The sequence below is a fragment of the candidate division WOR-3 bacterium genome (assembly GCA_029858255.1).
In the GTDB taxonomy this organism is placed as follows: Bacteria; Hydrothermota; Tepidihabitantia; order SM23-42; family SM23-42; genus SM23-42.
Genome location: JAOUFJ010000042.1, coordinates 1 through 13,521, shown reverse-complemented (window position 1 = coordinate 13,521; position 13,521 = coordinate 1). Strand labels below are relative to the sequence as shown.

Sequence of the window (13,521 nt, the reverse complement as noted above, 5' to 3'; positions counted from 1 at the left end):
ATACCGATCCAGAGTTCTTCCCACAAAGGCTTTATCATTGCCATGGTCAAGAATCCGTGAGCAGCCTCATCCAAATTTCAAAAATCAAATGAGGAACGCGCAAATTGTTTCAACCCATTCTTCAGCACTGAATCGCCGCTGCTGATGGTAAAAATAGTAAAAGCCATCAAGAGACACGAAAGGACCAACATGATCCACCATACATTATTGCCTTTTTCTTTGGTCATATTTCGCTCCTTTTATTGCACTTCCAGTTCTATCAGTGATGAAACTTCAACAACGCAAAGATGTTTCTTACCCCTGCTAAATCAAGCAGAAACATCGATCTTCCGGACTCTGGATACCTTACCCCCCTTCCATAACAGCCAGATACCGAGCAAGAGTTCCGCAATAGCTGCAGGTACAACAAAAATCGGTGGCAGTTGTTCTGGCACGATCGATTGTCCATATAATAGAACAATATAACAAAAAAATGCAATTATTAACAAGATACCAAGACCCTTCGGAATATAACCAGACTTCAAGACTGAATATCCAAGCACTAAGATATGCGCGGTGAAAAACAAGTACCCAAGGAGTTTTATATTTCCATAGCTGTGCACATCAATGAGGTGAACCAACAATAAAAATACACCAATCACCATAATGACAGTGTACAACAATCTGAAACCAGCGGTCAGTGACGCGAGAATCTTACCTACCGGCTTGAGTATAACGTAGAGTGCCAAAGCGATGGCTAAATCAAGCATGAGGATAATCAAATAGCCGGCAACAGCAAAGCCAAATCGCACCTGGCTAGCCTCAATATCACCCGCCAGCGCTGTTTCATCCCCAGGTCCTATAAAATTGGAGAGAATAAAGTTATCAACGATGATTGCCATGAAAAACATGGCTACGATCGCAACACCTACGACTATTGCTGCTTTGCGCTGCGAAAAAACAGGCCGAACGTTTGTCATTTCACTTCCTCCTATTGCTCTGCATATTCCTTTATGTGTTCACGGCGACCGGAGGGGAAAATGCTCTGCATGCTCTGGTTTGAGCACGTTGTTTCTAAACAGATTGGCAGCAACCCTTACAACAGTGACCGCCAAAAATGTCGAGAACCCCGTACGATAGTCAATCACCCCGATAACAGGCAGCACAATAGGTATCCACCAGACAATATTGTACGCGACCATTATCAATCTGTATGTGGAAGTCGGCTCCTTCGTGGTTGGCACGTCGTTGGATGATTTTTTCTTCTGCCATGCGAACCGCATGTTCGTATGCTGCTCGACAACCGTTCAGTAAAAGATCCCGATGATGACCAGCCCAACAAAACTCGCCGTGTCTGACAGCACCGAGGTTGACAAAACGATGCCAACATAGATCAGTGCCGGAACTCCAAGTATCAACGAAAGAAGGTTATTCCAACGTACGGTCAGGAATTTGTCTTTTGTCAATGCAGCACCTCCTCAATTGAATCAACCACCTATGATTTCTACAGTAATAACGCGTAATCCGGTTCTCGTTGGAAGGCACTTCCTAGAGTATAGATCGACTCGTCACGTAGTATTGAATTCGATCGCATTTCCCCACATGTTCTTATTCTACAGTTATTGTAAGGATTATTGAATAAAAATCAACATGTAATTTCTGCTACTATGCTACCGATGGATAATTATTTCTTTTGCGGCAGGCCATCACGGCGAGAGTAACCATAACCGACTTGACTTTTGTTCTTAATAACGCATATTTCTACATGCCTTCGGAAGAAATGATAGATTCCGATTTTTTCAAGAAACTTCCAAAAATAGAACTTCATTTGCATCTTGAGGGAGCGATACCGGTCCCTTCTTTGTGGGAATTGGTGAAGAAATATGACGTAAAAAAAGTAGTAAAATCACAGAGTGATTTAGAAAAAGCATTCATGTACGAAGATTTCTCCCATTTCCTCAACATCTGGACATGGAAGAACACTTTCCTGAGGGAATACGAAGATTTTACCTTCATCGCGACCGAAGTAGTTAAGGACTTGATAGACCAAAATCACAGGTACGTGGAATTCTTCTTTACGCCCCGAGACCACATGGATAAGGGCATTGACCCGCAAAAATTGCTGGAAGCGCTTCATGATGGGGTAAAAGATTTCTTCGACCGGATCACGGTGAATTTCATTTTCGATATTAGCAGAAACTTCGGGCCTGAGAATGGCATGATGCTGCTTGAGCAGATGAAGGAGATGAAGAGTTATAACCTGGCAGGGATGGGAATGGGCGGTTCAGAGCACTTATACCCACCGAAACCATTCGAGGAAGTCTATGAAAAAGCAAGAAATTACGGTTTTCATACGACAGTGCATGCCGGAGAAGCTGCCGGGTCTGCTAGTATATGGGAGGTATTGGAAAACCTCCATCCCGATAGAATAGGACATGGGACAAGCATCATTGAAGATCCAAAGTTGCTGAATCATGTAAAAGAAAGAAGAATACCGATCGAATTATGCCCAATCTCAAATGTCAGAACTGGAGTTGTGAAGAATCTCATTGATCATCCGGTAAGGGAATATTACAATAATGATTTGAATATATCTATCAATACTGATGATCCGAAGATGTTCAATACAAGCCTGGAGAATGAATTCACACAGTTAGAGGAAATCGGATTCAAAAAGAAAGATGTGAAAGTCTTGCTTGAAAACGCGATCAACTCAGCTTGGTGCAACGAAGATATCAAGAACAATCTTAGAAAAGAAATAGACGATTATTATAATAAGACCTGTATAAGCAGTAAGACTGTAGATAATACAGCATAGCCGTCCCAATCACGATATTTCATCACCAGACAACTATTATATTCCGGCGTTTTCAGACAAATATCTCATCGCTGGCACCATAGGAAATAACACAAGCATTATCCCCCCTTGCTTTTTGTTTGCATTTATGTATGATTCCATCCGACGATTGAGGCAATAGCGCAACTATTAGAAATATTAGACCGAGGTGATCAATGAGAATTTCAGTCTTCATCAAACGGCATCCAGTACCGGTCTACTTTGCCCTGACGTTCATTATCTCATGGGGCGGCATACTTCTGGTCATCGGCGGGCCTGGCAGGATCCTGTGCACCAGTGAGCAGTTCGATAAGCTGTTGCCGTTTGTGATTCTGGCGATCCTTGCAGGACCCAGTGTATCTGGTATTCTATTGACTGCTCTCGCTTATGGAAGGACGGGCCTACGCGAGGTCAAGTCGCGGTTATTCATGTGGCGGGTTGGCATTCGCTGGTACGCGGTAGCACTCCTCGCCGCTCCGCTACTGATGATGGCCATATACTCTATACTCTCGCTACTGTCCCCTGAGTTTTTCCCCGGCATATTGGCAGCCGAGAATAAGTTGTCCCACTTGCTTATGGGTCTCGTCACAGGACTGATGGCCGGCTTATTCGAGGAACTCGGCTGGACCGGGTTTGCCACACCCCGACTGAGACAGCGTTACAGAATCCTCGGCACGGGTCTCATCGTGGGTCTTCCGTGGGCTGTCTGGCACATACTTCCGGCCATCTGGTTAGGATTTGCCAGCAGCACGGTCAGCGGAGCGCTGTCCACGGTCAGCTATTTGATGGACCCCTTCTTATTCCTGGTGGCCTTCAGGGTACTAATCGTATGGGTCTACGATCGTACGGGTGGAAGCTTGCTCTTAGCAATGCTCATGCACATGAGCCTCACAAGCAGCGCACGGATCTTCACTCCAATGGGAATAGTGGGTGTACCTCTCATGTTGTTCGGCATCATATGGGCCGCCGTGATGTGGGGTGCGGTTGCCGTGGTCATTGCAGCCAACCGCGGGCAACGCTCGCGGGAACCGCTCGAGAAGGGGATGCTTTCAAAGGAGTAGGTCTTATGCTTACCACGAGGTTTTGAATATGGAATTTAGAATATTCAGTAAAGCATTTAAAGATGGAGAACTGATTCCGGATCTCTACACCAATACTCGTCGAGGAAAGAATATTTCTCCGCCTTTACAATGGGAGCACCCACCCGAGCAGACAAAATATTTCGCGATCACTGTCGAAGATGTAGATGCTCCAATATTCGGCATAATCCCACATTGGATCTTGTACAATATCCCCTCTGAAAAGAGAGAATTACAGGAAGGAATTCCTCAGCAAGAATCCCTATCTGATGGAACAATTCAGGGTAAAAACTTCTTCAGACGAAACGCCTACATGGGGCCTAATCCTCCATTTGGAACACACCGCTATTATTTCAAAATATTCGCCCTGGATGCTGAGATTAAAACAGATTTGAAAATGACTCGAAAAAAACTTCTAAAAGCAATGGGTCACCATATTTTGGGACAAGCCCAGTTAATGGGTATATATTCAAAAACCCTTCAATTCAGAGAAGGAAACATACTATGAACAACATCTTTAAAAAGCAAAACGACATGGACATCGTCGGACAGGGCGGGAAGATCATCCTTTCTGTACTACCGTTTTTGATCGCCGCCATACTGGTCGACACCCATTTGCCCCGAATGGCAGCATTACCCGAGGGTATTAGTTCTATCAAAACATTGGGATATTTGCTACTCGTTCCGGGATTGCTCCTGTGGGCAACTGCGATCGTCCAGTTAATCACCGGCTTTTCCAAAGGCAGGCTGGTAACCACCGGCGCTTACGGCATTGCCCGCAATCCCATATACTCCAGCGCGACATTCCTCATACTCCCAGGCGTCGCGCTCATCACATTAACCTGGGTCTATTTTGTAGTATCGGTCTTTTTGTATATCGGTGTTATGATCTTCATCGGTACAGAGGAGCGGCAACTCACAAAGGCATTTGGCAAGGAGTACGAAGATTACAAGGCAAGGGTAGACCGGCTGATCCCGTTCAAGAAACCTCGGCAAAAGTAGCTAAGTAGTATGCTGAAGGCGATAGGGTATGCTGCCCGATGGAATCGAAATATGATCAAATATATTTTCTCCTGGACGATCCATTCAAGACATTGAAAAGAAATTTTGGAGGATAATATGCAAAAGACCATGATCATTGTAGGTGCAGGCATCTCCGGGCTTTCAACGGGTCTTTATGCACAGATGAACGGATTCAAGACATCCATTTTTGAACTGCACAAGATCCCGGGCGGGCTCTGCACTGCATGGACACGAAAAGGATACACGTTCGATCTAAGCATGCACATGCTGGCCAATTCAAAAACAGGACCGTTCAAAAAGATGTGGGACGAACTCGGTGTAACCGTTGATCAGGAATTTCACTATCACAACAATAAGATAGTTGTTGAAGGGAGCGGAAAAAGGCTTGATCTCTGCCTTGACCGCGCTCGCCTCGAAGAGCAGATGCTTGCCATCTCCCCCGACGACTCTGAACTGATCAGGGAATTTATTAACCTCTTTTTCGGCCGGAGCATAACCGATCTCGCATCCATTGAACCCCCCGAATTGGCCGGCATATTCAGCAAGATCAAACTGGCCTTTTCTGCGATACCCTTATTGGGACTAATCAGAAAATACTCCAAGGTAACATTACAGGAATTCACGGGGCGGTTCAAGGACCCGTTTCTGGGAAGGACAATCAGATATTCAGTGGATTCTCCGGGCTGGCCCATGCTAAAATATCCGCTGATCGCCATGGCGGGTTTTGCCCGGTCCGGTATCGCTGAAGCGGGATATCCCCTGGGCGGCTCCCTGAAGGTCATGCTCAAGATGGCAAAGAAATACAAGCAAATAGGCGGCGAAATACACTACGAGAGCCGGGTCACAGATGTCCTCATCGAAAATGACAAGGCTATCGGAATCCGCCTTGAGGACGGCAGCGAGCACAAAGCCGATATCGTGGTATGGGCCGGAGACGGTCATCGTCTAATATTCGACATACTTGGCGGCAAGTACCTAAATGACGCAATCCGTAACATGTACGAAACATGGATCCCGGTGAAGCCGATGGTTCACGTCATGTTCGGAGTGGACATGGACCTTTCAAAAGAACCATCCCGTTTCGTATTCGAGACGGACAAGCCGATCACTGTCGGTAACGACGAATTCAGGTGGTTGACCGTTATGATGCATTGCTTTGACAAGACAACGGCACCGCCCGGAAAGTCGGCGCTCGAGGTCTGGTATGGAACAGACTACAAATACTGGGAAAATCTGATAAAGGACCGCGCCAAATACGACAATGAGAAAAAGCGGATCGCCGAAGAGACGGCAAATGCACTGGAGAAAAGATGGCCTGGGTTCAAGTCAAAGATAGAGATGGTTGATGTGCCCACGCCTATGACCTATGTGAGGTACACTGACAACTGGCAAGGATCCCCGGACGGGTGGTATATTACTACGGATAACATGATGGACAGGGGATTGAAAAGAACGCTGCCCGGGCTCGATAACCTTTATATGGTGGGACAATGGACAGCCCCTTTTACTGGCACAATTATCGGTGCACTATCGGGCCGTCATTTGATACAGATATTGTGCAAAAAAGAACGGCGCGATTTTGTGACAAAGGCAAATACCGGGTAATATAAACATAATCAAACTGCGGGGAAAACAGAACCACCCCACCATAAAACAGGGGGATTGTAATAAAATCATACTTTTCTGAATGTTTTCCGCTAAAGCGATATTATTCAAGAGTTGTAGGACACCCGGTTGACTTTTTAGTACCTTGGCATACAATTGCATCGAAGGTATCTCAAATATATATAGTCAAGGTGTCATGTGGACATAAACGCCTACCTCAATCGCATCAAGTATTCCGGCTCCAGGGTACCAGTTGAAGAAACACTGCGACAGCTCCACCGTGCGCATCTGTTGACAATCCCTTTTGAAAACCTTGATATTCATCTCGGGACTACCATTATTCTTGATGATGAAAAATTCATTGAAAAAATGGTCCGACAAAGGCGGGGCGGGTTTTGCTACGAGCTGAATGGATTGTTTGCTGCTCTGCTGCGTGCTTTGGGGTTTAAAGTAACTATGCTTTCGGCGCGTGTCAACCTCGAAGGTATACTGGGACCGGAATTCGACCATATGGTGTTGCTCGTCCAACTTGAAGAGCGATGGCTTGCTGATGTCGGTTTCGGCGCCCTGTTCATCGAGCCATTGCGTATGGATGATAGAAAAATGCAAATTCAGAGCAACTATGCCTACCGAGTAAAACAATATGGCGACAACTGGAAGGTGATGGCCCGAGAAACCGGGGCTCCATGGAAGGTCTTTTACCAATTCACTCTTGAACCTCGCCAACTTCAGGACTATGCCCAAATGTGCCAGTGGCATCAAACATCGCCGCGGTCATGGCACACACAGAATCGCATTTGTACCCGCGCAACACCGGACGGCCGCGTCACCTTGACCGAGACGAAACTGGTAATCAAGAAGAACAGTGAGCGCAGCGAGCTGCCAATATCAACGAAAGAAGAATATGCTGACGCTTTAAGAACTCACTTTGGCATAGAGATTGGTGAAATCTCTAAATGGGAGTGAAAGTTTGGGGACGGCGTTGATATGCAGATTTTCCTCAATAACCTCCACCGACTCTACCTGTATGTCCCAGATCATGATGGAACATCGGCCAGGGAGTATCTGCCAGAGGGCCTATACCCTGAATTGCATAGAGATAGTTATCACATGACCCGACATAGACCGTACCATCAGTACCGATCACTGGCGAAGAAAATGCAACTGGGCCTGTTTGGCATGACCATTTCGGGGTGCCATCGGGGTTGACCGCATAGAGATAATTATCACCTGACCCGACATATATCGTGCCATCCGCACCGATCGCCGGCGAAGATACCACCCAATTGCCCGTTTGGTATGACCATTGCAGGGTGCCGTTGGAGTATATCGCATAGAGACGATTATCATTTGCCCCGACATAGACCGTGCCGTCGGTACCTATCGCCGGTGATGAATACACGACACCGCCTGTTGGGTATCTCCATTTCAAAGTACCATCCGAGTTCATCGCATAGAGATAATTACCATTTGACCCGACATATATCGTGCCATCCGCACCGATCGCCGGCGAAGACGATACAGGACCGAACCCCATTGGGTATGACCATATCACGACGCCACCGGGGTTTATCGCATAGAGATAACCGTCTCCGAGACCACCATCTGACCCTATATATATCGTGCCATCCGTACCGATCGCTGGCGAGGACAACATAGACATACCTGCTGGGCATGACCATTTCAGGGTACCATCGGGGTTGATCGCTTTGAGATAACTTATGAAGGGGTAATTACTTGACCCGACATAGAGCGTACCATCCGCACCGATCGCCGGCGAAGAAGACACACTACCGCCTGTTTGGTATGACCATTTCAGTGTGCCATTCGGGTTTATCGCATAGAGACGATTATCGCTTGACCCGACATAGACCGTACCGTCGGTACCTATCGCCGGTGATGAATACACGGTACCGCCTGTTTGGTATGACCATTTGAAGGTGCCATCGGGGTTCATCGCATAGAGATAATGATCATATGACCCGAAATATACTGTACCGTCGGCACCGATCGCCGGCGATGAATGCACCTCATCGCCTGTTGCGAAACGCCATTTGAGTATGCCCTCAATGACAACAATTACCGAAATGGTACCCGACACACTCTCGTTCTCAGCCGCATCGTACGCCATGGCATAAATAGTGTGCGATGATTGGTTCTGGAGACCGGTCGTCACCCATGAATATCCATACGGCTCTGCTGTGGAGGTTGACCTGAGGGTGTCGTCAATGTAGAACTGAACACTGTCTACCTCGTTGTCATCGCTTGCATCGGCAGTAATGTTGACGGTCCCGCTTACCATGGAACCGTCGGTCGGATGGGTGATCTCGATAACCGGCGCTTCACTGTCGCCACCGCAACCGATCCACAATAACAGACATGCTGTAATCGCTGACAAAACATTCTTCATCTCTCCTCCTATTCTTCTACCGCGAAAATACACAACAAACAAATGTTCATGAAATACAGATTATTGAACAGAGCAAAAATAATTTGTATAAATAGATAGTCTCGAGACGCGGCGGTATCGTCCAGGCCCAGATCCTTCGGCACCAATTTTTGCTCAGATTTATGATTTTGTCACAGAATGCTATATCTTCATTATATGCCTGAAGGAGCAAACCCGTATCTCTGAATATACTATAGTGCAAATCGATTACCAGTCAAGCGCGTTATACCTGAGGCAGAAGCTGAGCCGCAGATATTACATATTTCAAGGGCATTTCACTGGAGAAACGGAATTTAACCCCAGCCCACTAGCGAGCACAACTACCTTATAAACGACAACTAATTTCCAGTTAATAAAATGAAGTCCTGTAGCAATATCTCCAAAAGATTGGTAAATACACGGGCACACAATAGTCTCACTATAGTATCGAGAGAATCGAGATGAAACATTCGGAAAGATACCGCACAAAAAATGAGGAATCGGTGAAAGCCGACCTCTCTTTCTCCCAACCAACTGTTACGCTCACACTGAATTAGTTTTAACGGTGCGATCCATTAATCTTCCGCCTTCGCGCGCCCGATATGACGTGCTAAGAAATTCTCTATTTTCACCATGAGGTCTATTGTTTTTTTCTCGTTGGAAAAAGCATGTCCTTCTCCCTGGATGAGTTCATATTCGAATTCCTTGTTGTATTTCTTTAGTTCCTCTACCATCTGTTCTGACTGTCTCATACGTACGCGTGAGTCATTTGCCCCCTGGGCAATGAACACGGGAACTCTAATATTTTCCACGTGGAACACAGGACTTGTCTGGTACATTTGAAGGCTATCCTTCACCGGATCTCCCCATCGTTCATTTATCTGCTCCAGATAGGATTTCCAGTAAGGAGGAAAACCTTCGTAGAGCGTGAAATAGTTGGATATCCCCCACAGATCAATACCGCATGCATACAAATCCGGTGTGAATGTCACGCCTGCCAGGGCTGCATACCCGCCGTAACTCCAGCCGAATATCGCAATTCTGTTTTTGTCAGCTATGCCTTTGTCGATCAGCCACTTTACCCCGTCGGTAATATCATCCTGCATTCTGAGTCCCCACTGCCGGAAACCCGCTCTCAAGAATTCTTTTCCATATCCGGTTGAACCCCGGAAATTAACCTGGAGTACTGCATACCCCCGGTTCGCAAAAAACTGTGTTCTCGCATCAAAACCCCATGAATTACGCCACTGCGGTCCAGCATGAACATGAACGACGACCGGAAGATTCTCAGCCTTCACGCCTTTCGGCAGCGTTAAATAGCCATGTATTTCTAATCCATCGCGTGCAGTGTAATGCACTGGCTGCATCACCGCCATCTCGTTTTCATCGAGCCAGGGGGCAACTTTATGCAGTAATTCTAGTTCATCACAATTCCTGTCGTACAGATAATATGCTCCGGGCATGCGATCACTACTCGCCTTTAGTATTAACCTGCTGAAATCGTCACTCGACGATTCGAATACTATCTCGTAATCTCCCATCTCTTTCAGCAATCTATCATACAGGCGTCCTATTTCCTCATCGAAGAAATGCAATTTTCTGCGCTCTGCGGTAAACAACGCATACTGCAGTGTTTGTGCCCGGTACGAACACTTGAAATAATCGCGCTCGTCATCCCCGAACACATCGTACACCGGGTGTTCGAAAAGGACCCGTATCTCTTTACCCTCATTGAGATCATACTGCACAATCGTTATCTTATCTCTTCCCAGATTGGAGTATGCATACACATGTTGATTATCAGGAGTAAAGTAATGAGGAACAAAGGCATCATCAACATCGATGGATAATACCTCTCTGAATTCGGCACTTTCTCCTTCACGATATAAAATCCCATCTGCAAATGCCACTCGAATCACGCCATCATTATCACTCATCCATTGTTTGACATTACCGGGGTTTTCCGCAAGCAATACCATTTCTCCGGTCGCGATATTCAAACGGTAGGGATCGAACAATTCAGGATCACGTTTGTTCATACCAACAATGATATCATCGGGCATATTTCTCAGAAGATCTATAATTGTAACCTTTACACCTTCAAATGGTGTCATACAGTCAACATTCTTCTGCCTAATGTGAACTCGATAGAGTTTATAATTTTCATCACCGTCATTGTCCTGTAAATACATAACATACGTATTATTCCCCCAAAAAAATCTATTTATGTCTCTATCCGTCGCATCAGTGAGTCGAATGGCTTCCGGGCTTCCGACCTCTCGCAAGAAAATATTATCATTGCCCTTATAAGAACCCACATAAGCATAATACTTGCCATCAGGCGAAAGCTTGTAATCAGTCTCCTCGGGATTTCTAAAAAAATCCTCTACAGAGATTTGTGGCACAGGTTCGGTCTGACAGTTACCTGTAACCATACCGCTAAGGAAGAAAGTAACCATCAACAACATGTGTACTGTACGTATTTCATGCATTTTCACCCCTTTCCTGTATGACGGAAAACAATGATGTGTTCAAGACGAAATAAGCCACAATGCCAATTTCCTAACATATATTTCATGAGATCGCTCTCCAACTTTTTCATACTATATTATATGACTTCAGTATTTCAATTTCAAGCGTTTTTCCTCTAAGGGAGACGAGATGGGAACGACGCCGAGATAGCGCTGAATCTTCGATTCTATATTAGACTAAGATCGTAGGAATCGGGGCAGGTTGGTAAATGCACCGCACACCATAGCCTCGCTATAGTATCGAGAGAATCGAGATGAAGTATTGAGAGAAATACCGCACAAAGTGAGGAGCTGGCTTTTTGGCTGGCTCCTCATTTCTTTTAGATCCATGATTGAATATCCATTGACACAACCTTTTTGCAGACTAGAATTTTTTGGAGGTAGGATTGGGTGAATGTTCTGATTGCTTACCTTGTCGTAAAGGAGTAGAATGACAATCTCTATTATACTTCCACTATTATTGGTTTGGGGACAGGCTACTCAAAAGTGTATACTATTTTTCAAAACTCTGCGCGCTTTGGAATAACCAACGTAATATCCACGCTTTTTGACCGTAGATGTTAACATTTTATAGCAGGTTGGGATAAATCTAGAAACTATATTGCTACGCAATTGATTTCAGTGATAACCGAAAGATTGCAGAGATGACTTTGGATGTTCTCGATTCGCCCGCCGCAGATGGGTTCACTCGAACGGTAAGGCGATTTGTTTCACAGCAGCATCGAGTTATATGTGAAATCTCACCCTATCCCTCTCCCATCAAGGGAGAGGAAATTTAGGAGATTGCATCGGCTAGCTACGACAGCCTCGCAATGACCCTGCTACGCAGGTCGATGCCAACGATGAAAACATAGATTACAGTGATACTGGAAAGATTACGCAGATACTATTATATCGGCGGACTCTAGTAAATCCCTCAATTTTTGCTGAGGGGAAAATCCGATTCCACTGTATTTCACAACCTTCGAAATCCCGATATAAATCACGTAAATACAAACCAGGTGATGTTTTTACCCTTTCTGACCGTTTTTGGGTTTTTCTGCTGTTCTGTTTCAGCACATGTGGAACCCCATGGCGCTCTCTTCACCGATGCTCAATCCGTCCGCTTGACCCACTGGTTAAGTTGCCGATGATTTTCATTTGAGCAACACAAGTTTCTTCGTCTCTGTGAATGTACCCGCTTGCAGTCGACAGAAATAGACACCGCCTTCTAGGTCGCAAGGATTCCATTCTATGGAGTGATTTCCCGGCTGGGTCTCTGCCGAGACCAGTGTGGCCACATTTCTTCCAAGACAGTCAAATATGTTCACCGATACGTATGAACGTGACGAAAGAAAGAATGAAATAGTAGTTGAAGGATTGAAGGGATTTGGGTAGTTTTGACTCAAAAATATCGATCGGGACATGACTCCAGGTTCGTCACATATACCTCCGGGAATACTATAATGATAATACCCGGTATGCTGTGGATCGTGCTGATACATTGACCATTGCATCGTTGATTGGTCATAATCACCGTCTAATGCCCAAACGTAAATTATACCAGTTGATATTGTAGGCTCTATCCAACTTGAACTTGATATTACATCAACTTTGCCGTCATTATCTATATCATCTATTGTAGGATAAGTATACCAGCTAACAGGTGTCAAAGGTTTAGGAAAACCAGTTAATATAAGTCCATTAGCGTTCAAAGCATAAATCGAATCTTCAGAGTTAACGATAATATCCGGTAAGCTATCATCATTAATATCTCCAACAACAGGTGGATTAAGCACAACCCAGGCAGAGCTATCACAAAAAATTATCGTACCATCATCGTGCATTGCGTATAACTTAAAACCATATTCAAAGACAATTTCTAAGTCGTTATCAGCATCTAGATCAGCTAACGCCATATTTGAATGATCCATATCTTGGCCCAATGGTAAGTTTAATAGAAAATCACCGTTTTTATCAAGCACATAAACGCCATCTGCCGATGTCACAACAACTTCATTAAAACCATCGTCGTTGACATCCCCAATTACAGGATCACTA

General features: G+C 45.3%; 13 protein-coding genes. 6 read left to right on the top strand and 7 right to left on the bottom strand.

Annotated features, from left to right (window positions below; translation table 11 throughout):
• Positions 1 to 77 precede the first annotated feature (77 nt).
• The 4 genes from OEV79_11455 to OEV79_11440 all read right to left on the bottom strand — a co-directional run bounded on the left by OEV79_11455 (position 78) and on the right by OEV79_11440 (position 1,445).
• Positions 78 to 227, bottom strand: a complete 150-nt coding sequence (locus OEV79_11455; protein ID MDH4212052.1) for a hypothetical protein — start codon at positions 225 to 227, stop codon at positions 78 to 80.
• Between the two features lie 81 nt (positions 228 to 308).
• Positions 309 to 959 (bottom strand): DUF4386 domain-containing protein, encoded by a 651-nt coding sequence (locus OEV79_11450; protein ID MDH4212051.1) that lies wholly within the window; start codon positions 957 to 959, stop codon positions 309 to 311.
• 39 nt (positions 960 to 998) lie between these two features.
• The gene (locus OEV79_11445) at positions 999 to 1,262 is read right to left on the bottom strand and encodes a hypothetical protein (protein ID MDH4212050.1); all 264 of its coding nucleotides are present in this window, start codon (positions 1,260 to 1,262) and stop codon (positions 999 to 1,001) included.
• Positions 1,263 to 1,286: 24 nt separating this feature from the next.
• Positions 1,287 to 1,445: a hypothetical protein gene (locus OEV79_11440; GenBank protein MDH4212049.1), complete on the bottom strand. Its 159-nt coding sequence runs from the start codon at positions 1,443 to 1,445 to the stop codon at positions 1,287 to 1,289.
• A gap of 299 nt (positions 1,446 to 1,744) precedes the next feature.
• On the opposite strand from OEV79_11440, the gene add reads away from it, so the two are divergent.
• The 6 genes from add to OEV79_11410 all read left to right on the top strand — a co-directional run bounded on the left by add (position 1,745) and on the right by OEV79_11410 (position 7,488).
• On the top strand, positions 1,745 to 2,797 hold the full coding sequence (gene add / locus OEV79_11435; GenBank protein ID MDH4212048.1) for an adenosine deaminase: 1,053 nt from the start codon (positions 1,745 to 1,747) through the stop codon (positions 2,795 to 2,797).
• Positions 2,798 to 2,991: 194 nt separating this feature from the next.
• A complete protein-coding gene (locus tag OEV79_11430; protein ID MDH4212047.1) occupies positions 2,992 to 3,876 on the top strand; it encodes a CPBP family intramembrane metalloprotease in 885 nt (294 codons plus the stop codon).
• A 28-nt stretch (positions 3,877 to 3,904) separates the two neighbouring features.
• Entirely contained in the window at positions 3,905 to 4,402 is a 498-nt protein-coding gene (locus tag OEV79_11425; protein ID MDH4212046.1) for a YbhB/YbcL family Raf kinase inhibitor-like protein, read from the top strand.
• Positions 4,399 to 4,896, top strand: coding sequence for an isoprenylcysteine carboxylmethyltransferase family protein (locus tag OEV79_11420; GenBank protein MDH4212045.1), 498 nt, complete (start codon positions 4,399 to 4,401; stop codon positions 4,894 to 4,896). The genes OEV79_11425 and OEV79_11420 overlap by 4 nt, the downstream gene beginning before the upstream one ends.
• Positions 4,897 to 5,013: 117 nt before the next feature.
• Complete coding sequence (locus OEV79_11415; protein ID MDH4212044.1) at positions 5,014 to 6,522, top strand: NAD(P)/FAD-dependent oxidoreductase; 1,509 nt, start codon at positions 5,014 to 5,016, stop codon at positions 6,520 to 6,522.
• A gap of 198 nt (positions 6,523 to 6,720) precedes the next feature.
• Positions 6,721 to 7,488: an arylamine N-acetyltransferase gene (locus OEV79_11410; GenBank protein MDH4212043.1), complete on the top strand. Its 768-nt coding sequence runs from the start codon at positions 6,721 to 6,723 to the stop codon at positions 7,486 to 7,488.
• Between the two features lie 34 nt (positions 7,489 to 7,522).
• On the opposite strand, the gene OEV79_11405 is transcribed toward OEV79_11410, so the two are convergent.
• From OEV79_11405 to OEV79_11395, 3 genes are all read right to left on the bottom strand, one after another.
• Positions 7,523 to 8,932, bottom strand: coding sequence for a PQQ-binding-like beta-propeller repeat protein (locus OEV79_11405; protein MDH4212042.1), 1,410 nt, complete (start codon positions 8,930 to 8,932; stop codon positions 7,523 to 7,525).
• A gap of 593 nt (positions 8,933 to 9,525) precedes the next feature.
• Positions 9,526 to 11,442, bottom strand: coding sequence for a S9 family peptidase (locus OEV79_11400; protein ID MDH4212041.1), 1,917 nt, complete (start codon positions 11,440 to 11,442; stop codon positions 9,526 to 9,528).
• A gap of 1,175 nt (positions 11,443 to 12,617) precedes the next feature.
• On the bottom strand, positions 12,618 to 13,521 hold a 904-nt coding region (locus OEV79_11395; protein MDH4212040.1), incomplete at its 5' end, for a T9SS type A sorting domain-containing protein.